Source organism: Marinobacter sp. (assembly GCF_041686475.1).
GTDB lineage: Bacteria > Pseudomonadota > Gammaproteobacteria > Pseudomonadales > Oleiphilaceae > Marinobacter.
Window position 1 is genome coordinate 85946 of the sequence record NZ_JAWLDU010000001.1, and the last position, 25796, is coordinate 111741.

Sequence of the window (25796 nt, forward strand, 5' to 3'; positions counted from 1 at the left end):
CTGTGGCGCCGGCTGATGCTCTAGCCATGCCCCGAATGCATCATTGCGGTGATCGGCAGGGTCCAGATACCGAAGCCGATCAGGAGTAGACCCGCCACCTGTCGAAAGTGTTTCTGCTCCCTGAGCCTGCGGATCCAGGTGGCCGCATATCCGGTTGCCAGCATGGAGGGCAGGGTGCCCAGGCCGAAAAACAGCATGGTCGTGGCGGCGCTGCCGACGGTGGGCTGCAGCGCGGCCCACCCCAACGTGCTGTAGACCAGACCACAGGGTAGCCAGCCCCAGAGAGCTCCCAGCGCCAGCGCCTGGCGCACATGATGCACCGGCAGAACGCGGCTGGTCAGGGGCGAGAGACGTTTCCAGACAGGCCCGCCTATGCGCTCAACGTAACGGATTCCCTGCCACCATTGTCCCATGGAAAGCCCCATCAGAATGAGCAGTACGCCTGCCAGGGTTCGCAGTACAGGGCCAAGTTGTGTCCAGTAGCCCGTGGCACTGGTACTGAGCAGGGCAATCAGTGCAGCAATGATGGCATAGCTGCCGATACGGCCTCCGTTGAAGGCCAGCAGCATGATGGTCTGTCGAAGGCGGAACCCTCGACCCACAGGCAGCGCCATGGACAATGAAGCGCTGATCCCCCCGCACATGCTCAGGCAGTGGGTGCTGCCGAGCAGTCCGATGAGGAAAGCGCTGGAGTAACTCAGGTATAGTTCTTCACCCATCAGGCTTTCTTGTCTTCTCCGGCGTCTTTGTCTTCGGTTTCATCTCCGGAGGGCCGCTTAACGCGGGAAGCGGTTTCCTGCTTCGGCTGCTTCGCGTCGTCCGGAATCCTGTCCTTGTCATCATCGTAGAGAATGCGATGGGCAGGCCCGTCCAGGTCGTCGTACTGGCCGTTTTTCACAGCCCAGGAGAACAGAACCAACCCCAATGCGACGAGAATCAGCATCAATGGCACGAGTATAAAGACAATTTTCACGCTACCTCCTCAAAAAGCAGAGCGGTTGTGCGTCACGCTGCGGTTGCAAGTGTCTGTTGTACCTGTAAAGGCTTGCTCTTGCCAGGTGGTTTGCTGAGACGCAGCGCATTGAGCACCACAATCAGGGAACTGGCTGACATGCCAATGGCAGCCAGCCAGGGCGTTACAAAGCCGGCGGCGGCAAGGGGCAGGGCAAGAAGGTTGTAAACCAGCGCCCAGGCCATGTTTTGCCGGATGATATCCCGGGTCTGGCGGCTGGTTTTCATGGCTTCCAGCAGCTGCATTAGCTGGCCATTCAGCAACACGGCATCAGCCTTGAGCTGAGTCAGGTCGGCAGCGGCACCCATGGCGACCGAGATACCGGCGCCGGCCATAGAAGGCAGGTCGTTCAGACCGTCGCCGACCATCATTACCCGGTGCCCTTGTTCACGCAACCCGTTCAGCACCTCCAGTTTCTGTTCGGGGGAGGCCTCACCAATCGCACGGTCGATACCGAGTTGTTCGGCAACCTGTTGCACATGGCCGGATCGGTCGCCGCTGAGCAGGATGGTTTGCACGCCGGCTTGCTGCAAGGCTGTGACTGCTTCGGCTGCGTCGTCACGAATCTGGTCGTCCATCCGGAAGCTGGCCAGCCATTGCTGGTCGGTTGCCAGCCAGATTTCCATGCCGGGCGGCTGCTCGGTTTCCGGTGGTTGAGCCGAAGTCTTGCCAGCGACAAAGGCCTTATGGCCGATATAAATGTTCCGCCCATCCAGTTTTCCGGACAGACCACCCCCAAGATGATTGGTAACGTCGGTGACCGTTACCGAGGGTTGTTCGTGGAAAACCTTGGCAATGGGGTGTTCCGAATGTTTTTCCAGCCCTGCCGCGATTTTCCGGCAGTGGTCGATGTCCGTATCACCGAAAGCCAGACTATCGGTTAATGACAGCTCTCCACGGGTCAGGGTGCCGGTTTTGTCGAACACCACGGTATCGATGGTTTTCATGGATTCCAGCGTATGGCCACGGGTAGGCAGGAACCCCAGCTTGCGCAGCCTGACTGTGGCAGCAGTGATGGCTGTTGGGGTTGCCAGGGAAAGAGCACAGGGGCAGGTTACCACGAGTACGGCAAGGGCAATGTCGAAGGCATTGTCGGCGCCTGCCAGCCACCAGCCGCCCCAGACAACGGGGGCCAGTATCAGTACCTGCTTGATGAATTTGCCGGCAATGCGGTCTGCCAGGCGAGCCACGGGCGGTTTTTCGGCCTGTACCCGGTCAAGCACCCGCAAAATGCCCGACAGGCGAGTCTGGGCGCCGGCGCGCACAACGCGAACGTTGAGCGGGTTCTCCCCGTTGACGCTACCGGCATGCACGGTGTCGCCCGGCCGGCGGGTTTCCGGCAGATATTCGCCGGTAAGAGCCGCTTCATTCAGTGTGGATTCCCCGGACACGATTTCCCCGTCCACCGGCAGGGTTTCCCCGGGGCGAACCTGGACAATATCACCGGGCTTGATGTCGTGGACCGGCACGATATCGGTTTCGCCATCGCGCGCCAGCGAAGCAACCGAAGGCTGGAAACCCGCGAGGGCGTTGCCGGTCAGGCCGGCCCGATAGCGGGCCTGGACTTCAACGTAGCGGCCAAGCAACAGGAAGAAGGTAAACATACACACCGATTCAAAATAAACCTCGTCACCCCCGAAAACGGTGACCCAGGCACTGGCCACGTAGGCGATACCAATGGCAATGGCCACAGGCAGGTCCATGGTGAACTGCCGGGAAGTGATATCCCGCAAGGCATTGCGGAAAAAGGGTTTGGCGCTGTAGAGCACCACCGGCGTAGCGACAAGAAGACCGAACCAGCGAAAGAAGCCGATGAAATCGTCGGAAAGATCGTTGATCAGTTCAAAATATAATGGAAAAGCCAGCATCATGCTCTGAAATGAGCCGATACCGGCAACGGCCAGTCGAATCAGCATCGAACGGTGTTCAGCTTTCAGCGCCTGTTCGGCTTCGTCGGCCTGATAGGGGCGGGCGCGATAACCCAGTTCGTGGATGGCGATCAGTAGTTGGCTGAGCCTGGCCTGTTCCGGGTTCCAGACCAGCCGGGCGCGTTGAGTGCTGTGGTTGACGGAAAAGGAGATCACCCCGGGCTGTTTTGCCATATGGTTTTCCAGTAACCATATGCAGGCGGCGCAGGTGATGCCGCTGATTAACAGTGTTGCTTCCTGACCGGCTTTTACAGGCGAAACGAATGACTTCTGGACCAGCGGGTGGTCCAGTTCTCGTATCCGGTCGAGCTCCGGGGCTGTCAGCTCCCTGGGTGTTACCGCATTTTCGGTACGGAACTGATAGAAACCATCGAGACCTTCCGCACGGATAGTCTCACAAACGGCTTTGCAGCCCTGACAGCAGAAGTGGCGTAATTCACCCTCGAGATCGAGCGTGATGGCGGGTCTGCCGGGCGCGGGCTCGCCACAGTGGAAACAGTCCAAGGGGGTCACCCGCGGTCTTCAGCGCCCACGCCGAGTGTCAATGGGCGATCAGATGGCAGACTGGACTCACCTTTCAGCCGCCAGTCGTTGTCCGGGCCCCGAAGATCAAAGTACCAGCGGCCCTCGATGGACTGGTTCAGGTTCGCCACATACTGACCTTCGCCAATGGCGCGGAACTGGACGGTCCGGTCACGTTCGGCGATGGTTGGATGAAAAAGATTGAGGATCAGGTATGGAAAATCAGCGCGACCGTCTGAGGTATCCACCGACAGGTTAATCTGCCGTTCTTCAAAGGCCATTTCCGCGCTCAGACCCAGATTTTTCGCAGTTTCATCCCGGGCAATTTCCATATTGATGCCACGGCCTTCCTTGGAATAATCATCGGTGACCATGGAATTCTGGCTGTTGAGTGCCACCGTGATGGCAATCGTGCACCAGACAATCGCGGCTCCCGGGAAGATCAGCAGAAACAGAAGCCAGGGCTGGCGATACCAGGGGCCTGTTGAAGTACTTTCAGTCATAGTTGTATCTCTCGTTGCTGTTCGCGGACGACGAATCCGCGATCAGCGATTAGGACCGACAAAACGGCTTTCAGTTTCAAGTATCAGAGATTCGTCCGATTGTGATTCAACCCGGAACACAATCGCATTGTTGCTTTCTGATATGATTTCGGGATCGACGTCCACCACGGTTGGCACAGAGCGATTCTCGCCACTTTCGACGGTGACAGTGTCCTGGGTTAACACCCGGATGCCTTCAAGACCCGAAGCCGAAATCGTAAAGGTGTGCGGTACCTCGGTCATATTGGCGATTTTAAGGGTGTAGCTGTTTTCAACGCGGCCGTCGCCATTGTAACCGAAGGGTGCGCCGCGATCCTTGAGCACATCCATTTGCGCGGGAACACGCGTCATGATGGTAACAGTAATGGCCGCCATCATTGCCACAAGGACCAGTCCGTAACCAAATGTGCGAGGCCTCAGGAGCTTGGATGTTTTGCCTTCCAGCTCGTTCTCTGTGGTATAGCGGATCAGCCCCCGTGGATAATTCATCTTGTCCATGACTTCGTCACAGGCATCGATGCACAGGGCGCAGCCAATACACTCGTATTGCAAGCCATCGCGAATGTCTATGCCGGTGGGGCAGACCTGAACACATTGCCCGCAGTCGATGCAGTCGCCCAGCCCAAGTTCGGCGGGATCAACGCCCTTCTTGCGGCTGCCTCGCGGTTCGCCCCGGTTGGGGTCGTAGGACACAATCCGGGTATTGGGGTCGAACATTACGGACTGGAAGCGGGCATACGGGCACATGTAAAGGCATACCTGCTCGCGCATCCAGCCTGCGTTCAGGTAGGTCGCCACGGTGAAAAAGGCCACCCAGAAGTAGGCCCAACCATTGGCCTGCACGGTAAACAGGTCTGTGATCAGCTCGCGGATGGGGTAAAAATAACCCACAAATGTGATACCGGTGGCGAGCGCAATCAACAGCCATGCCGTGTGCTTTGCCGATTTCTTGGCAATTTTTTCAGCCGAACGCGGAGCCTTGTCCAGCTTCATCCGCTTGTTGCGGCCGCCTTCGATACGCTCCTCGACCCACATGAAAATAAAGGTCCATACGGTTTGCGGACAGGTGTAACCACACCATACCCGGCCGAACAGAGTCGTAATGAAAAACAGGCCGAAGGCACAGATAATCAGCATGCCGGATAGCAGGATGAAATCCTGAGGGTAGAAGGTAGCACCGTACAGGTGGAATTCCCGGGCCGGAAGATCAAAATGGATTAGCGGCTGACCATCCACAGTTATCCAGACAAACAGAAAATACATGCCCATCAATGCCGTCAGGCTGACATTGCGGATGCGTTGAAAGAAGCCCTTGACTTCTTTTACGTAGATCTTCTTGCGGCTGGCGTATAACTCGACAGTTCCGGTGTTTTTGTTTTTGTTATCGGAGGCGTCAGAGGATGGGTCAACCTGTTTAACCGGAATCTCACTGCTCATCGTTAACCTCCCGATGATGTGGTGCCCATATCACAGGGACCTGTGGGGCAGGGGATCTTCTCAAGCCTGTGCCCGCAAGGGCAGACACAGGGTTGAGCAGACCGGGCCGGGGCCAGAGGCCCCGGCTGGATGCTCAGTTGGCCAGACTGTAGACGTACCCGGCCAGAATCTGGATCTGGTCGTCAGTGAGCCGGCCGCCCTGTGCGGGCATCTGGTTCTGACGGCCATTGACAACGGTTTCCTTGATCCAGTCATAGGTTGAGCCGTAAAGCCAGGTATCGTCGGTCAGGTTCGGGGCACCAAGGTCCTGATTTCCCTTGCCGTCATCGCCATGACAGGCAACGCAGGCCTGGGCAAAGACCTCTTCACCCTTCTCTGCCGCCTCGGCATCCTTTTCCCGGCCACTGTAGCTCAGTACAAAGTTTACAACCTGGTCGACCTGTTCGCTGGTCATGTTCGGCATGGTACCCATGGCGGGCATGTTGCCGTTGCGGCCTTCGTGAAGCGTGGTCAGAATCGAGTCAGGGTCGCCGCCATAGAGCCAGTCATCGTCGGTCAGGTTCGGGAAACCCAGGGAACCCCGGCCAGCGGAACCATGACAGGTAGCACAGTTATTGGCAAACAGCCGCTGGCCCATTTTCATGGCATCGTCGTTTTCCGCCAGTTCCTCCACCGGTGTCTCACCGAATTCAGCGTAAAGCTCACCGTACTTCGCATCAGCCTGCTGAACTTCGGCTTCCCACTGGTTGGTGGATGTCCAACCCAGCAGACCCTTGAAGTTACCCAGTCCGGGATAGAGGGCCAGATATCCAAGCGCAAAAATACAGGTAGCAAGGAACAGATAGAACCACCACTTCGGCAGGGGGTTGTCGTACTCCTCGATGCCGTCGAAAGAATGGCCCATAGTCCTGTCGGTTTCAGTATCAGACGTCTGGCTCTTGCGGGTGGCATAAAGCAGCCACCAGCAACCAAACACAGTACCCAGCACGATCACGCTGATCCAGATGCTCCAGAAGGTACTCATCGTTTTTTCTCCGTTTTTTCCTGTTCTACAGTACGCTTCTCCACCTCATCATCATCAAAAGGCAGGTGGGCCGCTTCTTCATTGGCTTTCTTGCGGTGAGAACTGTAGGCCCACCAGATGATGCCAAAGAACATGGCCATGATGATCAGCGTTTGAATGCCGCGTAAGTCGTTTAAATCCATTGCTATCACCGTGTTTCTGAAATCACGGTACCAAGTTGTTGCAGGTACGCGACCAGAGCTTCGATTTCGAATTTGTCCTGCACTTCGTCCGCAGCCTCTGCGACCTGCTCGTCGGTATACGGAACGCCCAGCGTCTGCAGCGTCCTCATTTTGGCTTCGGTGTCAGTGTGATCTATCCGGTCCTCAAACAGCCATGGAAAAGCAGGCATGTTGGATTCCGGGACTACGCTACGGGGATCGTACAGGTGCTGACGTTGCCAGGCGTCGGAGTAGCGTCCACCGACACGCGCCAGGTCAGGACCGGTACGCTTGGAGCCCCACAGGAACGGGCGGTCATAAACGAATTCGCCCGCGACGGAGTAGTGGCCGTAGCGCTCGGTTTCGGCCCTGAACGGTCGGATTTGCTGGGTATGGCAAACGTGGCAGCCCTCACGAACGTAGATATCCCGGCCTTCCAGTTCGAGTGCCGACAGTGGCTCAAGACCTTCTATCGGTTCATTAACACTCTTCTGGAAAAACAGAGGCACAACTTCTGCCAGGAAACCGCCACTGATGGTCAGGATAATCAGTACGATCATTATCCCGATGTTCTTCTCGATAATTTCGTGTTTCATCTGCAATCTCTCCCGTTACGCCGCTTGCGCTGCTGTGTTGTCCTGAGCAACCGCATCTTTCTGACGCACGGTCATGTAGACGTTGTAGGCCATTACCAGCATGCCGGCCAGGAAGATCACGCCGCCAAGGAAACGCACAAAGTAGCCCGGGTAGGAGGCTTCCAGTGCCTCGACAAAGCTGTAGGTCAGGGTGCCGTCTTCGTTGACAGCACGCCACATCAGGCCCTGCATGATGCCGTTCACCCACATGGCGACGATGTACAGTACGGTACCGACCGTTGCCAGCCAGAAGTGCACGTTGATCATTGCAGTGCTGTACATCGCCTGCACGCCCCACAATTTGGGGATCAAGTGGTACACAGCACCGATACTGATCATGGCAACCCAGCCCAGCGCACCGGAGTGAACGTGCCCGATAGTCCAGTCAGTGTTGTGGGACAGCGCGTTCACTGTCTTGATGGACATCATCGGGCCTTCGAAAGTGGACATGCCGTAGAACGACAGGGAGACCACCAGGAAGCGCAGGATGGGGTCAGTGCGCAGTTTGTGCCAGGCACCTGACAGGGTCATCATGCCGTTGATCATGCCGCCCCAGGAGGGTGCCAGCAGAATCAGGGACATTACCATGCCTGCAGTCTGCGCCCAGTCAGGAAGGGCGGAGTAGTGCAGGTGGTGGCCGCCGGCCCATACATAGGTTGCGATCAGTGCCCAGAAGTGGACGATCGACAGACGATAGGAATAGACGGGACGGTTGGCCTGCTTGGGCACGAAGTAGTACATCATGCCCAGGAAGCCAGCAGTCAGGAAGAAACCAACGGCGTTATGGCCGTACCACCACTGGATCATCGCATCGGTTACACCAGCGTAGGCCGAATAGGACTTGAAGGCCGTTGCCGGCAGCGCCATGCTGTTACCGAGATGCAGCACGGCGACCGTAATGATGAATGCGCCATAGAACCAGTTGGCCACATAAATGTGGGGGGTGCTGCGCTTCATGATGGTTCCGAAGAACACCAGCGCGTAGCAGACCCAGACCACCGTGATGGCAATATCGATGGGCCATTCCAGCTCGGCGTATTCCTTGGAAGTAGTCAGTCCCATTGGCAGGGTAATGGCTGCAGCCACGATAATGGCCTGCCAGCCCCAGAAGGTAAACGCCGCCAGTGCGTCTGAAAACAGACGGGCCTGGCAGGTGCGTTGCACCACATAGTAGGCTGTAGCGAACAGCGCGCTTCCACCAAAGCCGAAGATAACGGCGTTGGTATGCAACGGCCGCAAACGGCCGAAATGTGTCCAGGGCAGGTCGAGATTGAGGGCGGGCCAGACCAGTTGTGCTGCAATCAGCACGCCCAGGGCCATACCGACAATCCCCCATACCACTGTCATGATGGCAAACTGTCTTACCACCTTGTAGTTGTATGTCAGGTTTGCATTTACTGTGCTCATAGCCTTACCAATGGGTTTAGAGTGGGGAATATGCGGGCGCAAGTATGGAGAAAGCATTAGCTGTTTGCAATGACGCAGATCAACTTGCTGGCCCTGTCAAATGCGTCTAAATCAGTAACATGGCGAATATATTAGAGTAATTGTTAATGCAAAAGACAAGGCCGGAAACCTTCGGATATACCGTTACCCACGCAACTAATCATAGACATTAATTGGAGATGCTGTGAAACCCGTAATATTTTTCCGGGCTGAAGCAAAAAAGGTCCCCGGTTCGCCCAGGCTATTGCTTGCCCACGGAGCCGGTGCCCCTGCTGATTCCGGCTTCATGGAAAGCCTGGCTTCAGCACTGGCTGAACAGGGTGTAACCGTGCTGCGCTTTGAATTTCCCTATATGCAAAAGCGCCGGCAGGACGGCCGCAAAAGGCCCCCGGATCGCCAGCCAGTGTTACTGGAATATTTCCGTGAGGCTGTCGCTTGTGTACTGGCTGAGTCGGCCGACGACGGCCCTGTCTTTGTCGGCGGCAAGTCCATGGGGGGGAGAATGGCCAGCTACATGATTGCCGGGGGGGAGATTCAGGCTGGAATTCGCGGTGCGGTCTGTTTCGGGTATCCGTTTCACCCGCCTGGCAAGCAGGATCGCTGGCGAACCGGGCACCTTGAGGATCTTCAACGCCCATTCCTGGTTATTCAGGGCACCAGGGATCCGTTTGGCCGAAAGAACGAGGTAGAAGAGCAGGGTATAGGTTCATTGGGGAGTGTGAGTCTGTCCTGGCTGGAAGGCGGAGACCATGATTACCGACCGCTGGCAAGGCAATCGCAGAGGCATGACGATTTGATCCGGCGGGCAGCAGGCCTGGCGGCAGACTTTATGCGCAGCCCCGGTGAGTCAGGAAATACCGGTAGTCTATTTCCCGCGACATGAACGGGTGCTGGTCTCCAGTGATGACGGCCGCGGGGCTGTCTTGGCCAGATTGCCAGAAGGTGATCTGGTCAAGAAGCGGGTAGTTGCGTTTGAGGGTTCCTGAAACGGGCCCAGTTGAGGTGGTGGATGGAACAACTGATTGTCTTTTGCCGGCCGGGCTTCGAAATCGAGGCCGGTCGCGAGCTGACTGATGCGGCGGCATTAAACGGGATTTACGGCTATTTTGAGCCCGGTAGCGCCCAGGGCTTTGTGGTCTTCAACCTGCCCGGGCCTGCTTCGGCAGACACGTTGCTGGCGACGCTGTCCGTTCATACGCTGGTGTTTGTCAGGGACTGGTTTGTCGTTCTGGCAGAGGTCTCGCTACCACCTACTGACCGTGTGGGCGCTGTCATAGATGCATTGAAGTCGCTGGATTCAGAATTCCCGGCCTGTGCAAGGGTTGAAATCCGGTTACCTGAAAACAACAGCGACCCCGACCTTGGCAACTTTGCCCGCAAATGGGTGTCGCCACTTTCAAAAGGGCTGAGAGGGGCGGGCATACTGCAACCGGATCGCGAGGCACAATCGCCGGCCCGTCTTGAACTGTTGCTGCTCGGATTCAACAGGGTGATTGCCGGCGTCAGTCTGGCCTGTAACCGGGCCCGCTTCGTCAGCGGTATTCCCCGTTTACGCCTGCCGGCTTCGGCTCCCAGCCGCTCAGCTCTGAAGCTGGAAGAGGCGTGGAAAGTGTTCCTGCCCCCGGAACAGGAGCTTGCCTACCTCGGTGGTGGAAAGCAGGCGGTGGATCTGGGGGCGGCACCGGGCGGGTGGACCTGGCAACTGGTCCGGCAGGGCATGATGGTAACGGCGGTTGATAACGGGCCAATGAATGCGGAGCTGATGGCATCGGGGCATGTTCACCACATCGGGGCAGACGGGTACCAGTGGCGGCCCAGGCGGGGTGTGGACTGGATGGTCTGCGATATCGTCGATCATCCGCGCCGCACCGCGGCAATGGCCGTCGAATGGCTGAACCAGAAACTGTGCCGCTATACCGTCTTCAACCTTAAGCTGCCGATGAAGAAACGATATGACGAGTGGCTGATCTGCCGGGACATTCTGGACCAGGGCCTGGCCCTGACAGAAATGAACTTCCGTATCAGGGCCCGTCACCTCTATCATGACCGTGAGGAGATCACTTGCTTTATCGAACGCCTGGACTGAGCGCCGGTCTCCGGAATCAGTCGCTGTGGCGAAGCACCGTGATGATTTCTTCACGGTCCATCATCGGAATCAGCTGGGCCATCAGTTCACGGCGTTCCTCGGACAGAAACCAGCGTTGCCAGTCTGCTTCCGAGCGCCAGTTGGCGAGCGTAAAGCGATGGTTCGGATCGTGGGTATCCACCAGGGTTTCGCCGGACACAAAGCCCGGGGCGGCCACAGCGTTCTGAAGAACCCTGCGGGACCTCTCCTCGTAGACAGGTTCGAGTGATTCGGCGATATGGCGTTCAATCAGCACCCGGATCATTGTTTACCTCGTATTGTTTTGACAGCTATAAACAATAATTTAGCACGTTTTTTTCAAATTTCAGCTGGAATTTCAGGAGGAACGACATTGGCATACCCGGAATATGATGCAGAGCTTGATGCCCGGGGGCTGTTTTGTCCGGAACCGGTGATGTTGTTACATAACCGGATTGTGGAGATCAGCCCGGGGGCCGTATTGAAGGTGGTGGCAACGGACCCATCGACAACCAGGGATATCCCGAGATTCTGTCAGTTTCTCAACCATGAGCTGGTGCACAGCGGTGAAGATGGAAAAGATTTCGTGTTCTTCATCCGCAGGGGTAGCTGAACGCGATCGTCAGGATTCGCCAGAAAGCTCCAGCGTATCCAGGTGACCGAGAAACTGGTCGCGGTCCATTTCGCCCAGAACGCGGGCTGTCTCCAGCTCCGCTCCACTTTCGTTGTAGAACAGGATAGCCGGAGGGCCAAACAGACCGAGCTCATCCATCAGCGCCTGCTGCTCGGGGGTATTATCGGTCATATCAAGTTGCAGCAGCCGGTAGGGCGACAGCGCCTGAATAACGGTGCCGTCGCTGAACACGTTACGCTCCATAACCTTGCAGGAGATGCACCAGTCGGCATAGAAATCCAGCATCACCGGTGTGCCACTGCGACTGGCCTGTGCCAGTTCATCACGAATCTCCTGTGGTGATTCCAGCCGGGTAAACTCTGCATGGCTGGTTGCTGTCCCGGCCGAGGCGCTTCCGCTTGCCGGCTGGTTTGCTGCAGTGAAGGCTGCAAGAGGCTTGAGGGGATCATTGGCGCCGGATACAGCACCGGCCAGCAGTGCAATACCATACGCAAACATGACCAGTCCCATACCCTTGCGGGTACGTTCCCAGCCAGCCCTGGCGGCGTCGAATGCTCCCAGCTGTACACCGGTGATGGCGACAAGCAGTCCCCAAAGCGTCAGTGACACCCAACCGGGTACCATTCGTTCGATCAGCCAGATGGCAACTGCCAGCAACATGACGCCGTAGAAGGCTTTGACAACGTTCATCCAGGGGCCTGTCGAGGGCAACAGTTTGCGGCCGCCAACGGCTACCAGTATCAGCGGAATGCCCATGCCCAGGCCAAGGGCAAACAGGGCAACACCGCCGATCACCGCGTCCTGAGTGGTACTGATGTATAACAGACTGCCGGCGAGTGGTGCAGAAACACAGGGCGACACTATCAGCGCCGACAGCGCCCCGATACCGAAGATGCTGGCCACGCGGGTGCCGGTGAGGCGATGGCTGGCATCGTTGAGCGGTTCGCGTATGAAGCGCGGCAGCTGGATCTCGAACAGATTGAACATGGACAGGGCAAAGATTACAAACAGCGTTGCGAACACGCCCAGAACCCAGGGAGATTGCAGTTGCGCCTGAAGATTGAAGCTGGCCCCGAGCAGGCCGGTAATAACGCCCGCCGCTGCATAGGTAAGAGCCATGCCCAGTACGTAGCTGCCGGACAGCAGCAGCGCATGGCCGGTTGTGCTGGTGTTACGGGATGATACCAGTGATGAAATGATCGGTACCATTGGCAGCACACAGGGGGTGAACGTCAGCCCCAGCCCCAGGAGCAGAAACAGGCCGGCAATAACCAGCATGGACTGGTTGGCGAGAAAACCCGCCAGACCGGTTGCCGTTGACGTGTCTTCAGGCGGTTGACTGCTGCCGGTTGAGGCAGGGTTTCCCGAGCTGCCCGCTGTTGCAGGCACTGAGTCGTCGGAAGCGCCGGCGTAATAGAGCACATCGCGGGTCTGGGGCGGGTAGCAGAGCCCGGCATTGGCGCAACCCTGGTAGGTTACCTGAAGTTCTGCCTCACGGACGCCCTCGGGCAGCGTTACCGGAACACGGGCCTCGACCGGCTCGTAGAATACGGTGACCTTGCCAAAAAACTCGTCTTCTGTGTCGGTACCGGTATAGGAGAATTCCGGTTCCCCCAGTTCGACGCCCTCGGTACTGCTGCTGACGTCGACACGGCCCTGGTACAGGTAGTGGTCCGGAGCAATGTCCCAAGACAGCACCACAGCGCCGTTTTCTGTGGAAGAGCTAAAGGGCAGGGCTTCATCAACGGGCAGGAAATCGTTGTTGTTTCCGAACAGGGAGTTGCCAGCTCCAGCGGCAAGAACGGAGAAGAAGGACAATGCCAGAAACAGGAGAAAGCGGCTCAAAACCCGGGCGGGGGCAATACTGCATGAGGTTGTTGTGCTGCCTGTCATAGTCGATAGCGTACCGTTGGTGAATCCGGGAGTGTTTGGCGCCGTGCCCCGAAAGGTTGAAATCACGCCGATTCAGGTTGCAATGGACACAGTTGTCGGGCAAAAGTTCCCTCTGGTATTGAATCGTCTAAAGTCGCACAATACCGGTCCCATGAAACATGATCCAGATGATCTTATCATGCTGTTTAATGACCTGTTCCGGGCAAAACACCGGACTGTTCTGGTCAGGGGCAGCGATGAACCCGAGTATTTGCCGGCAACAGAGCCTGACGGCTGCGCCAGTATTATCTTTGCTCACGGCTATTATGCCAGCGCGCTGCATGAAATCAGCCACTGGTGCATTGCCGGTGAGTACCGGCGCACACTACGGGACTTTGGTTACTGGTACTGCCCTGATGGTCGCAGCGCGGAGCAACAGCGGGCCTTTGAGAAAGCAGAGATCAAACCACAGGCTCTGGAATGGTTGTTTTCGGTTGCAGCAGGTGCCCGCTTTCACGTCAGCGTCGACAACCTGTCCGGTAGCGGGGCATGGGACGAAGGCGCCTTCCGCAGGAACGTCACGGCGCAGGCCAACGATTACCTGAAGCAAGGCATGCCGGCGCGCGCTGGCCTGTTTTTCCATAAGCTCAGGACATTTTACGGAACAGAGGCTGGCTTCAATAAAGTCTGGAAAAAAGAGACCAGGCGCCTGATGCCCGAATGTTCCGCCACAGAAACCGAGGTAAATTGAAGCAATATGACATCTGACGCACCAGAAGCCGGCAAAACACTTTTCAAGAATCTGAACCTGGACCAGCGAGTACTTGATGCCATTACCGATATCGGCTTCGAACATTGTACGCCGATTCAGGCGGAAACGCTGCCGTGGACACTGGCCTGCCAGGATCTGATTGGCCAGGCCCAGACCGGCACCGGTAAAACTGCAGCCTTCCTGATCACCGCTATCCAGAGCATGCTGGAAACTCCCATTCCGGAACAGGACCGATTTGCGTCCGAGCCCAGGGTGCTGGCTTTGGCGCCCACCCGTGAGCTGGCCATGCAGATTGCAAAAGATGCGGAACAACTCTGTGGTTACACCGGCCACAACGTGGTTACCGTAGTGGGGGGTATGAACTACGACAAGCAGCGTGATCAGCTGCAGAATGAGATCGTTGATATCCTCGTGGCTACACCGGGGCGCCTGATCGACTTCCTTGGCTCCCAGGACGTTTTTCTGGACCAGCTGGACATCCTGATTCTGGACGAAGCTGACCGGATGCTCGATATGGGCTTTATTCCGGATGTGAAGCGCATTATCCGCAAATGTACACCCAAGGAAGAGCGCCAGACCCTGCTGTTCAGTGCCACCTTTAACCAGGACGTGCTTAACCTGGCCTCCATGTGGACCCGCAACGCCGAATTCGTGGAAATCGAGCCGGAACAGAAAACCGCCGAAAGGGTGAAGCAGACCGTCTACCTGGTGGGTGAGGACGAGAAGCTGCCGGTGCTGGTGAACTATCTCAAGCGTCCGGAAGTCGACAAAGCCCTGGTGTTCGCCAATCGCCGTGACCAGTGTCGTGATCTGGATGAGGATCTGCGTAACCAGGGAGTCAAGGTTGCACTGATGTCCGGTGAAATTGCCCAGAACAAACGCCTCAAGACCCTGGAGCAGTTCAAGAACGGCAGCATTCAGGTGCTGGTGGCAACCGATGTTGCCGGGCGCGGTATTCACGTGGACGGTGTGACCCATGTTTTCAACTACAATCTTCCTGATAATGCGGAAGATTACGTTCACCGGATCGGGCGGACAGGGCGGGCCGGCAAGCATGGTGTGTCTGTCAGCTTCGCCAGTGAGGATGATGCCTATTCATTGCCGGCGATTGAATCCTACATCAGCCAGAAGCTCACCACCGCCGTACCTGATGAAGAACTGATGACAGCGCTGGAAAAACCGCCCATCAGTCGAAAGCGCGGTGGCCGCCGCCCCCAGGGCAATCGCAGCCAGGGTGGCCGGAGTGGTGGCCAGCGCCAGCGCAGGAATTAAGGGGTCGGGAAGCAGGATCATGCGGATAGTAGCAGACGAAAACATACCTTTGCTGGATTCCTTCTTCGGCGACATCGGCGACATTTGCCGGGTGTCCGGGCGCACAATGACGGCAGCCGATGTGCAGAACGCAGACATATTGCTGGTCCGTTCAGTGACCCGGGTCAACCAGGCGCTGCTGGAAGGCAGCCGGGTGCGTTTTGTTGGCACCTGCACGATTGGCACCGACCACGTTGATCGGCAATGGCTGTCATCCAACCGCATTGCATTCTCGGCAGCACCCGGGTGCAACGCCAACAGCGTGGTTGAATACGTGCTGTCGGTGATTTCCCTGCATGCCGAAAGGCGCGGTGTGGCTAACTGGTCAAAACTCAGTGTCGGTATCGTTGGTGCCGGTAACGTGGGTGGCGAACTTGCCCACAAGCTGGACCGGCTGGGTTTTGACGTGCTGTGTTGCGACCCGCCACGTGCTGAACAGGAAAATGGCGACGGGCAGGAATTCGTCAGCCTGGAAGACGCCATGGCCTGTGATGTGGTGACCCTGCATACTCCCCTGACACGTGAGGGCGACTATCCCACGCTGCACCTGTTTGGGCGGGAGCGGCTGGCAGCGCTGAGGGAGCATCAGTTGCTGATTAACACCAGTCGTGGCGAGGTGATTGATGGCTCTGCCCTGTTGGGGCGGCTGGAGGAGCCCAATGCGCCTGCTGTTGTGCTGGATGTCTGGGAGCACGAGCCGCGGATCCACGCAGGGTTGCTCGACAGGGTATGGCTGGCAACGCCCCATATTGCCGGCTACAGCCTGGAAGGCAAGGTGCAGGGTAGTGAAATGGTGTACCAGGCCCTGAGCCGCTACATGGGACTGCCTGCCCGTAAGCAGGCTGGGCAGTTCCTGCCGGAGCCGGCGTTGGCGAAGCTCTCGTTCACCAGCGCAGCCGAGGAAATGGACTCGTCGAACATTGCCATCCGCTCCTGCTACGATCCGCGCCGGGACGATGCCCGCATGCGTCTGGCGATGTCACTGCCCACCGACGAACAAGCGCCGGCGTTTGATCGGCTGCGCCGGGACTATCCGGTCCGGCGGGAGTTCTCCAGCGTCAAGATCCAGCTCAAGGGCACCAGCAAGTCCATGCAGGATACTTTCCGGGCCCTTGGCTTCAAGCTGAAACTCTAGTTCCCCGTCGTCAAAGCTGAGCTGTTTGCAGAGCTTCGATCCGTTTATCGAGAGGAGGGTGGGTCATGAACAGCGCACTGAGCCCGCCACGTGCGCCCCGGTTAATACCAAACGCCTGAAGACTGTCCGGCATCTGGTCCGGCACCTCACTTTCCTGTTTCAGCCGCGCCAGTGCGTTGATCATCGCGCCGCGGCCTGCCAGTTGGGCCCCGGCAATATCAGCCCGGAATTCCCGGCGGCGGGAAAACCAGAACACGATGGTACTGGCGAGGATGCCGAGCACGATCTCCGCAGCAATGCTCACCACGAAAAAGCCGATGCCGTGGCCGCTCTCGTTCTTGAATACCACGCGGTCCACGAACGAGCCGATTACCCGGGATGCGAAAATCACGAAGGTGTTCACCACGCCCTGAATCAGGGCCAGTGTCACCATGTCTCCGTTGGCAACGTGGCCGATTTCATGGCCCAGTACTGCGCGGATCTCATCCTTGTTGAAGCGGTGCAGCAGGCCCTCACTGACTGCCACCAGGGAGTTGTTCTTGTTCCAGCCGGTCGCGAAGGCGTTGGATTGGGTCGCCGGGAAGATGGCTACTTCTGGCATGCCGATGCCGGCATTCTTCGCCAGCTCGCGCACAGTATCCATCAACCAGCGTTCTGCAGGGGTACGCGGTGATTCGATCACCCTGGCCTTGGTGCTCCATTTGGCCATCTTCTTGGAAATCAGTAGCGAGATGATCGCACCGGCGAAGCCGAAAACGGCGGCAAAGGCCAGCAGCGAGCCATACTGAATCCCGTTCTGGGCCAGATAACTGTCGACACCCAGCAGCTTCAGGGTGAAGCTGGCAACGAGAATGACTGCCAGGTTGGTGGCAAGAAAAAGCAGAATACGCATCTTGAATTCCTTGTTGAATGATCCGCCGCAAACAACGGTTTGCACCTGAGCCTTTATATGTGGCCAGTGATGCCTTGTTCAACAGGTTTACGCTGATTTAATGATCGGTTTTATCGCGAAAAAAAGTCGCCTGCATCACCCGGCTGATCCTGGCTGAGCTGCCACTTCGCAGTGCCGTGCGGAGCATATGGATGTGGGTGGAAAAGTCTTCCCGGATGGCGGGAGGCAGATCCTGGCCAGTTTGCGGTATGTCCTTTTCCTGCAGGTCCGGGCTGGCGGGAGAGCTCATACGTACGAAAGCCCGCTGGGTGAGCACAGCCTGGTCGAGCGCTTCCTGGCGAATGGTATCCACGTAGCGCAGCAGCCCTTCTTCTGCCAGCCAGAGCAGGGTACCGAAGCACGCCATATGCCGCTTGCTGTGGAGGCCGAATTCATCGGGTTCGTCGGAACCTGCGATATCCTCCACGAACAGATTTACCCGGCGGGGGAACGCGTTGTAGAGCTGCACAAGGGCGATTGCGGCGTCCTTGTAGAACTCTTCAATATGAATATCCGCCATGCAACCCCCTTACAGCTGATAGGAAGACAGGAAGTGTGCCAGGCGCTTCATGGCGTCCTCCAGTGTATCTTCCCGGGGCAGGAATACCACACGCAGGTGTTGTTTGTCGTCGATATTGAAGGCCGAGCCCTGGACCAGAAGGATGCGTTCCTGCAGCAGCAGGTCCAGGACCAGCTTCTCGTCGTTGACGATGGGGAAGCGTTTCGGGTCCAGCTTGGGGAACAGGTAGAGTGCGCCCTTGGGTTTCACACAGCTGACACCCGGAATGTCGTTCAGCAGGTTCCAGGCGGTTTCCCGTTGCTCGAACAGACGGCCGCCCGGCGCCACCAGGTCATCAATCGACTGGTATCCGCCGAGAGCAGTCTGGATGGCAAGCTGGGCCGGTACGTTGGCACACAGCCGCATATTGGAGAGCATTTCGATGCCCTCGATCAGGTCCCTTGCACGGTGTTTGGCGCCACTGATGATCATCCAGCCGGAACGGTAGCCTGCAGCCCGGTAGTTTTTGGACAGCCCGTTAAAGGTCAGGAAAAGCAGATCGTCCGCTAGCGAGGCGGTGGGAATGTGTTCAGTGCCATCGTAAAGAATCTTGTCGTAGATCTCGTCGGACATCACGATCAGGTTGTGCTGTCGGGCCAGTTCAATCACCTGTTCCAGTAACTCGCGGGAGTAGACTGCCCCCGTGGGGTTATTGGGGTTGATCAGTACGATGGCCCGTGTACGGCGTGTAATCTTCTTGCGGATATCATCGATATCCGGAAACCAGTCCTGGGCTTCATCGCAGCGGTAATGCACCGGCTTGCCGCTGGACAGGGTTACAGCCGCCGTCCACAGTGGGTAGTCGGGGGCAGGAATCAACACTTCGTCGCCGGTATTGAGCATGGCCTGCATGGACATCACGATCATCTCGCTGACGCCGTTACCAAGGAAGATATCGTCGATATCGACCTTGTCGATGCCCCTTTGCTGGCAGTAATGCATCACCGCCTTGCGGGCGGAAAACAGGCCCTTGGATTCCACATAACCCTGGGCCAGATGCATGTTGTAGATCACGTCCTGCTGGATTTCCTCGGGAACGTCCAGTTCGAAAGCGGCAGGATTACCAATATTCAGTTTGAGAACCCGATGGCCCTCTTCTTCGAGGCGACGGGCCTCGCGCAGAACCACGCCACGTATCTCGTAACACACGTTATCCAGCTTGGCGGATTTGAGATAGTTCTGCATAAGCCCGGTTATTCCTCAGTTAAAGACGTAAGCTCGTATTCTAGCGGAGCAAAGGCCAGCGACAACAGGCCAATTGTGATGAATTGTGGCATAGACGCGGAGATTTAGCGCCCAAAGCTCACAGATTCCATGAACCGGGACTGCCAGGATGCCGGATATGGTTGTAAATAGTATTGTGCACAATATACTGGTGAAAAATATAAAGGAGAAAAACGATGAGCGACCAGAGCATATACGATTTCCAGGCAACGGATATTCGTGGCGAAGAGCACTCCCTCGATGAGTTCCGTGGCAAGGTGCTGCTGATTGTCAACACAGCAAGCAAATGTGGCTTCACACCTCAGTTTGAAGGGCTGCAGTCCCTTTATACGGATCTGAACGAAAAAGGGCTGGAAGTCCTGGGCTTTCCCTGCAACCAGTTCCGTAATCAGGACCCGGCAGATGACAAGGCCATCAGCGAATTCTGCAGCCTGAACTATGGCGTGGACTTCCCCATGTTCGCCAAGATCGAAGTCAATGGCCCCGATGCCCATCCCCTGTTCGAGTATCTTAAGCATAACGCCAGGGGCCTGCTTGGATCCGAGGCGGTAAAGTGGAATTTCACCAAGTTCCTGGTCAACCGCGAAGGACACGTGGTGCGCCGTTACCCACCCACCACCAAACCGGCGGCCATCCGCACTGACATTGAAAAGTTGCTGTAAGCCATGAAGTCCGAAGACGATATCCTGGCGCTCGACAACCAGCTCTGTTTTGCACTCTATGCGGCCAACCGTGCGGTTACTGCCCGCTACCGGCCATTGTTGGCAGAACTCAACCTGACCTATCCACAGTATCTGGTCATGCTGGTGCTGTGGGAGGCCGACAGGGACGGTCGCAGCGTGAGAGTCTCCTACCTGGGTAAACGTTTGCGGCTGGATTCTGGCACACTGACGCCGTTGCTGAAGCGCCTGGCTGAAAGGGGGCTCGTTATTCGTCAGCGGGATACGACCGATGAGCGTGTTGTGACGGTGGCCCTGACCGGGGAGGGGATTGCCATGCGCAAGCGAGCCAGCGACGTGCCTGGTCGGCTGCTGTGTGGTACAGGGATTGATGAGGAGCGCATTGTGGCTTTGCGTGACGAGTTGCGCTCGGTTCTCAGCCTGCTGGAGGCGGAGGGGGAGCCCAGCGATCGATAACGGACTTCAGGTCGGCCCGATTATAGGGCTTGGTGATGTAATCGTTCATGCCGGATTTCAGGCAGTCGTCCTTGTCCCCCTGCATCACGTTGGCCGTTACGGCAATAACCGGCAGGGCGCGCCAGGCAGGGTTCTCCCGGATTCTGCGTGTGGCTGCGTAGCCATCCATCACCGGCATCTGGCAATCCATCAGCACAATATCGAACTCCCCTGAATTCAGGGCTTCCAGGGCGCGCTTGCCATTTTCCGCCAGGGTAACCCTGTGACCAAGCTTGCGAAGCATGCTGCTGGCAACCACCTGGTTGACCTGGTTGTCCTCTACCAGCAACAGGTTCAGCGTTCTCCTGGAAGCCTGGCCCTGCTCCGTATCCGTTGTCTCGCCTGTTGTAGCCTGCTGCAGGCCTGCCGCGGCGCATAGTGTCCGGTACAGCTGGTCTCGCCGCAGGGGCATGGACAGAATCTGTTGGTTGTCGGAAGCCACAGTTGTTCCGTTCCTGTCCACCACGATCACCCCGGTTCCGGGCCATTTTGCGGCCATTTGCTGGCTTGCTTCATTCCCATCGTCTGCGGCGACCATAAGTATGCCCCTGCCGTTGCGGGCGGCATCACGTACCGGGATGTTCCACGCCCTCAGTTGGCCCTCGATGGGCAGGCGGTGCGGGTATTCCTGGGGAATGGCCATATCCACACCGGATTTCCTGAGGATCTCCGGTATATCTGAAGACAGGATTCCCGCTCCGTCCTGGTCATGGACAGGCAGTGGCAGGTTCACAGTGAAGTGAGTTCCCCGGTGTTCTTCCGAGTCCACCAATATCTGGCCGTGCATGCGTTCCACCAACTGCCTGCAAAGGGTCAGGCCCAGCCCGGTTCCTCCATACAGCCGTGTGGTGTCGGTATCTGCCTGGGAAAACGGTGAGAAGATCCGGTGCAACCCTTCCTTGGACATGCCGATACCGGTGTCGATCACATCGATACGCACGTTGCCGTTGAAACGGGTTGTGCGAATGCGAACGCTGCCCTGATCAGTGAATTTGATGGCATTACTGAGCAGATTGTTGAGAACCTGCCGGGTGCGGGTAGGGTCGCCAAGGAAGGTTTCCGGCAGGTCGCACTCGATATCGGTCACTACGTCTATGTGCTTGTGGCGAGCCTGCTGGGCATGAAGAGTCGCGCACTCCTCTACCAGGTTCCGGACACTGAACGGAATGTTCTCAAGGCTGAGTTTACCGGCTTCCACCTTGGAAATGTCGAGGATATCGTTGAGCAGGCCCAGCAGGCTCTGCCCCGCGTTAAGTGCGATCTCCAGACGGTTGCGCTGTGCAGGTTCCAGGTCACCTTCCAGGGACAGGCCCAGCATGCCCAGCACCCCGTTGAGTGGTGTGCGGATTTCGTGGCTCATGCTGGCCAGAAAGTTGGCCCGGGAGCGCGCCCTGCGTACCGCATCTTCCTTGGCTCGAACCAGAGCACGATTACCCCGCTGCAGTGCCTCGTTTTTCTCGGATATCTCCCGGGTGCGATCTTTCACCTCCTGTTCCAGCTGGGTGGAGTAGTTTTTGATGGCACTTTCTGCATGTCGCGTCTGCGCGAGACTGTTTTCTATGGTTTCCAGGTGCTGATTGATAATGCCCACCATCTGGCCGATTTCGTCTTCACGATGATTGGCAGGCACCGGAAGCCGGACCTTCTCCGGGGACTCTGCGCGAACCCGGCTCAATGCACCAATAACATTGAGCATGGGGCGGGTCAGCACGAAATAGAAGATCGTGAGCAGGGCCGCCGTCAACACCAGGCTCTTGAGCAGTCCGCTAACCAGGGTGTATGCGGCCCTTTGCAGGAACAGCAGGCCATAGTGGTAGGTATCGATCGTGACCGTCAGGTTGCCAAGGGAAAGGTCGCTCAGCTGCGGCACCATCAGTTCTTCGCTGAAAACACGGCTGTCGCCGAACAGCAGGTCACTGATCCAGCGGTAGCGGGATTCGGGGCTGCTCTGGCTGGCTGCAGCCATGGTCTGATCATTGTTATCAATGATGCGCGCGTCGATGGTAGCGGGGTGGCGGAGCAGGCCATCCAGCAATTCCTCGGCCAGGCGGATATCGATGTTATAGGCAATCTGGGAGGCAGGGCTGTGGCTGATTTCAATCAGGGCGCGGATCTCCTGCTCCATGGAGTCCCGGGCACTGAAATAGTCAAGAGTGACTTGGACAACATTGAGCACCAGGCCCAGGACCATTGCAATCAAAACGGTGTCCCGGGTCAGGCGATAGGAAAGCCGTTTTTTGAATGGAGTTGTCACAGTGTATCCACAGTCCCTGTCTGTCAGTGTTACGGGTGGCGATGACGAATCGTAATCCTATAGCTAACCGTCATAATCGGCTTTCTTGCGCCACTCATCGTCATGGAGGAAAGTATCCCATTCGCGATCCAGCCGCGATTGGCCGTCGGCGGTGCTGCCGGATGTTTCGCCAACTTTCATGGCTTCCAGTTCCTTGATCCGGGTGCTGAAGCTTTTTACTGCTTTCATGGCCATGGGGTTGTCCCTGGACTTGCCCATTTCGGTACTGGCCAGGTGATAGGCATGAATGGCCTTGCGGATCTGGTTCTGCTTCACATAATCACGGGCCTGGAACACATGAAGGTCGGCATGGGTCTTGTGAACCAGGAATAACACAAACTTGAGGTTCTTCTTGGCGGTCGCGCTGTCGATTTTCCCCGCCTTGTGCATACCTTCAATCATTTTGAAAAGATTCTGCAGCAGCTCTTTGACGTAGGAAGACTTTTCCGGTGACTCAATCTTGACGGGTGGTCGCCGGTCTTCGTTGTCCATAACCTGCTTTTTCAACTGCTGGGTGGTACTGAGCCATTCGCTGACTGGCTGCTCGGACTTGAGGGCCTTGAGTTCCCGGCAGGACTCCTCCATACGTTTGATCAGCAACAGTTTGAGATCGGAAGTCAGGTACTGGCCGGGGATCTCGGAAAGAAGGCGATTGGCGCGGTTGTAGGTATCTTCCAGGGCAGTGGTTTTTCGCACACGCTCTATACGGGCCCGTTCCCGCATCTGGCTGGCCACAATAATGATGATCGATATGATGACGACAGCTGCCAGCAGCAGCACAATCATTGTGGTATCCATTCTATAGCAAAGGCTCCGGGTTATGGGCGGCCACTGGTGGCTCCGGCGACACAAATAGACCGGAGTAATCCAGCAAGTATCCGGAAGACTAGCAGAAAACGGGAAACGATTCCGTTTTGAAATGTGAAAGATTATGGCTTTATATCATTTCCATGAATTGATAGTCTTCGCGGTATTATTCCGGTGAATAAGCCGGTGTGAACCTTTCGCGGCAGAGTCTGCTTGTCGGAAATTGCCGGGCTTTTACAGGTGCCAGTGTATGGATATTTCCCGGGTCGATCTCAATCTGCTTGTCTACCTTGATGTGCTTCTGAGGGAACGGAATGTCACCAAGGCTGCGACTCATCTGGGCATTACCCAGCCTGCCATGAGCAACGGCCTGCGGCGCTTGCGGGACCTTTTCGGTGATCCATTGCTGGTCAGGACCAGTGAGGGCATGACTGCGACCGAGCGCGCCACGGAGCTTCAGCCTCTGGTACGCGGTATCCTGTCGGATATTGAGCAGGCGGTTCATGAGAAAACCGCCTTCGCCGCCATGGAGAGCCAGCGGGTTTTCCGCATCATGGCCAGTGACTACGCCGAATCCTGCCTCATGCCGCGGGTGCTGCGGCGGATTCGGCAGGAAGCTCCCCACGTTACTCTGGATGTGCTGACACCCAGTGACGTTAGTTTTCTGGACGTGGAGCAGGGCCGGCTGGACATGGCCATCAACCGTTTCGACAAGATTCCCCAGTCATTTCACCAGAAAACCCTGTGGACGGAATACTTCGCCTGCCTGATGAATGCCCGCAATCCTATACTGAAGGAACCTTTTACCCTGGACACCTATCTGGATGCCAGCCATATCTGGGTCAGCAAGACCGGTTTCGGTGTCGGGGTAGGGGTGAACCCGAAAGATGTCCAGCGCCTGGGCTGGGTGGATGAGGCACTGTCACGGATGGGGCGTAAACGGCAGATCTCGGTGTTTACCCGGCATTACCAGGTGGCGATGCTACTGGCGGAACAGCATGACCTGATAGCCACATTACCGTCCCGGGCCGCCTGGTTGCAGAAAGACAACCCCAACCTGGTGGTCAAGGTTCCGCCGTTCGAGATTCCGCCGTTCGAACTGAAAATGGCCTGGAGCCCCTTGCTGCAACACAATACGGATCACCAGTGGCTACGCAAGCTGATTGCCGAAGTGGCGGAAGAGGTGGACATGGAGTTTGCGCCGTTCGGGGCACAGTTCGAGTCCGCCGATGTTCCCGGCATTCATCATTCAGAGCGGTAGTTCCCGCAACTCCAGTGAACTCCTGCCGGCATCCCACATGCGCTGGAAGGATTCGGCAAGCAGCTTCACGCGGCCACTGTCGGCAAACTTTGCGAAACCTTCCGGCTTGTAGAAATCATGCCGGTAAACAACACCTTCCCGGTCGGCCAGCATGAATGGCTGGTTTTCTACCGGGTAGTCTTCGTTGACCAGTCTCAGCTCTATCCGGCTTGGCAGACGGCGCATCAGTTCCACGATCTGATGCCGCTGTTTCACCAGCGGTTTGTCATCGTGAATAAGCAGGCGTACCTCGCTGAGGCGGTGGCGACGGGCCAGGGTGGAGATAAGTTCCCGGAATCGCAGGCGGTCATAGAGATCGTGATCCAGCAGCCGGTCATAAAGCCAGAGCCGCTGGCGGGTCTGGCCGACCACGGAGTCCATCAGTTCCGTCATAGTGCGTTCGCTGTCAAAAAGCCAGGCGTCGTGATCTTGTCCCAACAGCATGGGGGCCTGGCGGGTTTCGAACGCGTTACGGACCAGCTCCGGAGCCAGGCAGCGCATGTCTACATGGGGAATGCCCGCGTTGTCGTAGAGGTCTGAACAGACATGGAAGCCGGACCGCTGATAAAAGGGAATGGCGTGTTCCTGTGCGGAAAGCTGCAGTTCGCTGAACTGGCCAGCGGCCCGGGACACCAGGTGCCGCAACAGGGCCTCGCCAATCCCCTTGCCGCGATGAGCCGGAAGGATGGCCATGCGACCTATGTGAGCAGTTTCCTCAAGGGTGGAGAACACCCGGCCAACGCCCACGGGGGTGTTGTCGGGCAGAACGACCAGGTAATGGTCGGCGATCTCGTCGGTGTCGTCCCATTCCAGCTCTGGCGGAACCCGTTGCTCTTCCACAAACACGGTCTGGCGTATATTCCGGATGTCGGCCGGCGCCAGTTGCCAGCTGTATTTGCGAATCCGTACGTTCATGCCGTTCTCTCTCAGCCG

At 57.2% G+C, this 25796-nt stretch carries 27 protein-coding genes; 9 read left to right on the forward strand and 18 right to left on the reverse strand.

Translation table 11 applies throughout. The features are described 5' to 3' along the window. Positions 1–20 precede the first annotated feature (20 nt). From ACESMB_RS00345 to ccoN, 9 genes are all read right to left on the reverse strand, one after another. Positions 21–719, reverse strand: coding sequence for a sulfite exporter TauE/SafE family protein (locus ACESMB_RS00345; protein WP_372970672.1), 699 nt, complete (start codon positions 717–719; stop codon positions 21–23). Beyond that, entirely contained in the window at positions 719–973 is a 255-nt protein-coding gene (gene ccoS / locus ACESMB_RS00350) for a cbb3-type cytochrome oxidase assembly protein CcoS (protein WP_372970673.1), read from the reverse strand. Before ccoS ends, ACESMB_RS00345 begins: the two co-directional genes overlap by 1 nt. A 32-nt stretch (positions 974–1005) precedes the next feature. Next, a complete protein-coding gene (locus tag ACESMB_RS00355; RefSeq protein WP_372970674.1) occupies positions 1006–3453 on the reverse strand; it encodes a heavy metal translocating P-type ATPase in 2448 nt (815 codons plus the stop codon). Further along, entirely contained in the window at positions 3450–3965 is a 516-nt protein-coding gene (locus ACESMB_RS00360; RefSeq protein ID WP_372927648.1) for a FixH family protein, read from the reverse strand. The genes ACESMB_RS00355 and ACESMB_RS00360 overlap by 4 nt, the downstream gene beginning before the upstream one ends. Positions 3966–4007: 42 nt before the next feature. Then, positions 4008–5441: a cytochrome c oxidase accessory protein CcoG gene (ccoG, locus tag ACESMB_RS00365; protein ID WP_372970675.1), complete on the reverse strand. Its 1434-nt coding sequence runs from the start codon at positions 5439–5441 to the stop codon at positions 4008–4010. Positions 5442–5574: 133 nt separating this feature from the next. After that, on the reverse strand, positions 5575–6465 hold the full coding sequence (gene ccoP / locus ACESMB_RS00370; RefSeq protein ID WP_372970676.1) for a cytochrome-c oxidase, cbb3-type subunit III: 891 nt from the start codon (positions 6463–6465) through the stop codon (positions 5575–5577). Then, positions 6462–6647, reverse strand: coding sequence for a cbb3-type cytochrome oxidase subunit 3 (locus ACESMB_RS00375; RefSeq protein ID WP_372970677.1), 186 nt, complete (start codon positions 6645–6647; stop codon positions 6462–6464). Before ACESMB_RS00375 ends, ccoP begins: the two co-directional genes overlap by 4 nt. A gap of 5 nt (positions 6648–6652) precedes the next feature. Continuing rightward, positions 6653–7261, reverse strand: a complete 609-nt coding sequence (ccoO, locus tag ACESMB_RS00380) for a cytochrome-c oxidase, cbb3-type subunit II (protein ID WP_372970678.1) — start codon at positions 7259–7261, stop codon at positions 6653–6655. A 15-nt stretch (positions 7262–7276) separates the two neighbouring features. Beyond that, positions 7277–8707 (reverse strand): cytochrome-c oxidase, cbb3-type subunit I, encoded by a 1431-nt coding sequence (gene ccoN, locus ACESMB_RS00385; RefSeq protein ID WP_372970679.1) that lies wholly within the window; start codon positions 8705–8707, stop codon positions 7277–7279. 223 nt (positions 8708–8930) lie between these two features. Between ccoN and ACESMB_RS00390 the strand changes: the two genes are divergently transcribed. Further along, the gene (locus tag ACESMB_RS00390; protein ID WP_372970680.1) at positions 8931–9629 is read left to right on the forward strand and encodes an alpha/beta fold hydrolase; all 699 of its coding nucleotides are present in this window, start codon (positions 8931–8933) and stop codon (positions 9627–9629) included. Here the strand turns inward: ACESMB_RS00390 and ACESMB_RS00395 are convergent. Then, entirely contained in the window at positions 9574–9831 is a 258-nt protein-coding gene (locus ACESMB_RS00395; protein ID WP_372970681.1) for a 7TM-DISM domain-containing protein, read from the reverse strand. The genes ACESMB_RS00390 and ACESMB_RS00395 overlap by 56 nt on opposite strands. Here ACESMB_RS00395 and rlmM point away from each other — a divergent pair. Continuing rightward, complete coding sequence (gene rlmM, locus ACESMB_RS00400) at positions 9756–10832, forward strand: 23S rRNA (cytidine(2498)-2'-O)-methyltransferase RlmM (protein ID WP_372970682.1); 1077 nt, start codon at positions 9756–9758, stop codon at positions 10830–10832. The two genes, ACESMB_RS00395 and rlmM, sit on opposite strands and share 76 nt — an antisense overlap. Positions 10833–10848: 16 nt before the next feature. Here the strand turns inward: rlmM and ACESMB_RS00405 are convergent, their stop codons facing one another. Continuing rightward, positions 10849–11136, reverse strand: a complete 288-nt coding sequence (locus ACESMB_RS00405) for an antibiotic biosynthesis monooxygenase family protein (protein WP_372925729.1) — start codon at positions 11134–11136, stop codon at positions 10849–10851. Between the two features lie 87 nt (positions 11137–11223). Between ACESMB_RS00405 and tusA the strand changes: the two genes are divergently transcribed. Further along, positions 11224–11463, forward strand: a complete 240-nt coding sequence (gene tusA / locus ACESMB_RS00410; RefSeq protein ID WP_372925730.1) for a sulfurtransferase TusA — start codon at positions 11224–11226, stop codon at positions 11461–11463. Between the two features lie 9 nt (positions 11464–11472). Here tusA and dsbD read toward each other — a convergent pair whose 3' ends face one another. Next, complete coding sequence (gene dsbD, locus ACESMB_RS00415) at positions 11473–13377, reverse strand: protein-disulfide reductase DsbD (RefSeq protein WP_372970683.1); 1905 nt, start codon at positions 13375–13377, stop codon at positions 11473–11475. A 151-nt stretch (positions 13378–13528) separates the two neighbouring features. Between dsbD and ACESMB_RS00420 the strand changes: the two genes are divergently transcribed. The 3 genes from ACESMB_RS00420 to pdxB are packed head-to-tail and all read left to right on the forward strand — an operon-like array spanning position 13529 to position 16574. After that, on the forward strand, positions 13529–14107 hold the full coding sequence (locus tag ACESMB_RS00420; protein ID WP_372925732.1) for an elongation factor P hydroxylase: 579 nt from the start codon (positions 13529–13531) through the stop codon (positions 14105–14107). Positions 14108–14113: 6 nt separating this feature from the next. Continuing rightward, complete coding sequence (locus ACESMB_RS00425) at positions 14114–15400, forward strand: DEAD/DEAH box helicase (protein ID WP_372970684.1); 1287 nt, start codon at positions 14114–14116, stop codon at positions 15398–15400. Positions 15401–15419: 19 nt separating this feature from the next. Beyond that, positions 15420–16574 (forward strand): 4-phosphoerythronate dehydrogenase PdxB, encoded by a 1155-nt coding sequence (gene pdxB / locus ACESMB_RS00430; protein ID WP_372970685.1) that lies wholly within the window; start codon positions 15420–15422, stop codon positions 16572–16574. A gap of 10 nt (positions 16575–16584) precedes the next feature. Here the strand turns inward: pdxB and htpX are convergent, their stop codons facing one another. The 3 genes from htpX to ACESMB_RS00445 all read right to left on the reverse strand — a co-directional run bounded on the left by htpX (position 16585) and on the right by ACESMB_RS00445 (position 19249). After that, on the reverse strand, positions 16585–17466 hold the full coding sequence (gene htpX / locus ACESMB_RS00435; protein ID WP_372925735.1) for a protease HtpX: 882 nt from the start codon (positions 17464–17466) through the stop codon (positions 16585–16587). 97 nt (positions 17467–17563) lie between these two features. Beyond that, a complete protein-coding gene (locus tag ACESMB_RS00440) occupies positions 17564–18025 on the reverse strand; it encodes a hypothetical protein (RefSeq protein WP_372925736.1) in 462 nt (153 codons plus the stop codon). Between the two features lie 9 nt (positions 18026–18034). Further along, entirely contained in the window at positions 18035–19249 is a 1215-nt protein-coding gene (locus ACESMB_RS00445; RefSeq protein WP_372925737.1) for a pyridoxal phosphate-dependent aminotransferase, read from the reverse strand. A gap of 215 nt (positions 19250–19464) precedes the next feature. On the opposite strand from ACESMB_RS00445, the gene ACESMB_RS00450 reads away from it, so the two are divergent. Next, positions 19465–19950: a glutathione peroxidase gene (locus ACESMB_RS00450; RefSeq protein ID WP_372925738.1), complete on the forward strand. Its 486-nt coding sequence runs from the start codon at positions 19465–19467 to the stop codon at positions 19948–19950. A 3-nt stretch (positions 19951–19953) separates the two neighbouring features. Next, positions 19954–20424, forward strand: coding sequence for a MarR family winged helix-turn-helix transcriptional regulator (locus ACESMB_RS00455; protein ID WP_372925739.1), 471 nt, complete (start codon positions 19954–19956; stop codon positions 20422–20424). Here ACESMB_RS00455 and ACESMB_RS00460 read toward each other — a convergent pair. Both ACESMB_RS00460 and ACESMB_RS00465 read right to left on the reverse strand, forming a co-directional pair. Beyond that, the gene (locus tag ACESMB_RS00460; RefSeq protein WP_372970703.1) at positions 20384–22654 is read right to left on the reverse strand and encodes an ATP-binding protein; all 2271 of its coding nucleotides are present in this window, start codon (positions 22652–22654) and stop codon (positions 20384–20386) included. The two genes, ACESMB_RS00455 and ACESMB_RS00460, sit on opposite strands and share 41 nt — an antisense overlap. Before the next feature lie 126 nt (positions 22655–22780). Next, positions 22781–23554 carry a hypothetical protein gene (locus tag ACESMB_RS00465; protein ID WP_372970686.1) on the reverse strand — a complete coding sequence of 258 codons (774 nt, stop codon included), beginning with the start codon at positions 23552–23554 and terminating at the stop codon, positions 22781–22783. Between the two features lie 259 nt (positions 23555–23813). Between ACESMB_RS00465 and ACESMB_RS00470 the strand changes: the two genes are divergently transcribed. Continuing rightward, complete coding sequence (locus ACESMB_RS00470; protein ID WP_372925741.1) at positions 23814–24824, forward strand: LysR family transcriptional regulator; 1011 nt, start codon at positions 23814–23816, stop codon at positions 24822–24824. On the opposite strand, the gene ACESMB_RS00475 is transcribed toward ACESMB_RS00470, so the two are convergent. Beyond that, positions 24813–25778 (reverse strand): GNAT family N-acetyltransferase, encoded by a 966-nt coding sequence (locus ACESMB_RS00475; RefSeq protein WP_372970687.1) that lies wholly within the window; start codon positions 25776–25778, stop codon positions 24813–24815. The genes ACESMB_RS00470 and ACESMB_RS00475 overlap by 12 nt on opposite strands. Positions 25779–25796: the final 18 nt, after the last annotated feature.

Coding starts and splice junctions, on each gene's coding strand:
- rlmM (WP_372970682.1), top strand. CDS start 9,756: ATGGAACAACTGATTGTCTTTTGCCGGCCGGGCTTCGAAATCGAGGCC.
- ccoP (WP_372970676.1), bottom strand. CDS start 6,465: ATGAGTACCTTCTGGAGCATCTGGATCAGCGTGATCGTGCTGGGTACT.
- ccoN (WP_372970679.1), bottom strand. CDS start 8,707: ATGAGCACAGTAAATGCAAACCTGACATACAACTACAAGGTGGTAAGA.
- ACESMB_RS00405 (WP_372925729.1), bottom strand. CDS start 11,136: ATGATCCGGGTGCTGATTGAACGCCATATCGCCGAATCACTCGAACCT.
- ACESMB_RS00470 (WP_372925741.1), top strand. CDS start 23,814: ATGGATATTTCCCGGGTCGATCTCAATCTGCTTGTCTACCTTGATGTG.
- ACESMB_RS00360 (WP_372927648.1), bottom strand. CDS start 3,965: ATGACTGAAAGTACTTCAACAGGCCCCTGGTATCGCCAGCCCTGGCTT.
- ACESMB_RS00420 (WP_372925732.1), top strand. CDS start 13,529: ATGAAACATGATCCAGATGATCTTATCATGCTGTTTAATGACCTGTTC.
- ACESMB_RS00455 (WP_372925739.1), top strand. CDS start 19,954: ATGAAGTCCGAAGACGATATCCTGGCGCTCGACAACCAGCTCTGTTTT.
- htpX (WP_372925735.1), bottom strand. CDS start 17,466: ATGCGTATTCTGCTTTTTCTTGCCACCAACCTGGCAGTCATTCTCGTT.
- ACESMB_RS00395 (WP_372970681.1), bottom strand. CDS start 9,831: ATGCCGCCGCATCAGTCAGCTCGCGACCGGCCTCGATTTCGAAGCCCG.
- ACESMB_RS00440 (WP_372925736.1), bottom strand. CDS start 18,025: ATGGCGGATATTCATATTGAAGAGTTCTACAAGGACGCCGCAATCGCC.
- ACESMB_RS00450 (WP_372925738.1), top strand. CDS start 19,465: ATGAGCGACCAGAGCATATACGATTTCCAGGCAACGGATATTCGTGGC.
- ACESMB_RS00460 (WP_372970703.1), bottom strand. CDS start 22,654: ATGGTCCTGGGCCTGGTGCTCAATGTTGTCCAAGTCACTCTTGACTAT.
- ACESMB_RS00375 (WP_372970677.1), bottom strand. CDS start 6,647: ATGGATTTAAACGACTTACGCGGCATTCAAACGCTGATCATCATGGCC.
- ACESMB_RS00465 (WP_372970686.1), bottom strand. CDS start 23,554: ATGGATACCACAATGATTGTGCTGCTGCTGGCAGCTGTCGTCATCATA.
- pdxB (WP_372970685.1), top strand. CDS start 15,420: ATGCGGATAGTAGCAGACGAAAACATACCTTTGCTGGATTCCTTCTTC.
- ccoO (WP_372970678.1), bottom strand. CDS start 7,261: ATGAAACACGAAATTATCGAGAAGAACATCGGGATAATGATCGTACTG.
- ccoG (WP_372970675.1), bottom strand. CDS start 5,441: ATGAGCAGTGAGATTCCGGTTAAACAGGTTGACCCATCCTCTGACGCC.
- ACESMB_RS00425 (WP_372970684.1), top strand. CDS start 14,114: ATGACATCTGACGCACCAGAAGCCGGCAAAACACTTTTCAAGAATCTG.
- ACESMB_RS00345 (WP_372970672.1), bottom strand. CDS start 719: ATGGGTGAAGAACTATACCTGAGTTACTCCAGCGCTTTCCTCATCGGA.
- ACESMB_RS00475 (WP_372970687.1), bottom strand. CDS start 25,778: ATGAACGTACGGATTCGCAAATACAGCTGGCAACTGGCGCCGGCCGAC.
- ACESMB_RS00445 (WP_372925737.1), bottom strand. CDS start 19,249: ATGCAGAACTATCTCAAATCCGCCAAGCTGGATAACGTGTGTTACGAG.
- dsbD (WP_372970683.1), bottom strand. CDS start 13,377: ATGACAGGCAGCACAACAACCTCATGCAGTATTGCCCCCGCCCGGGTT.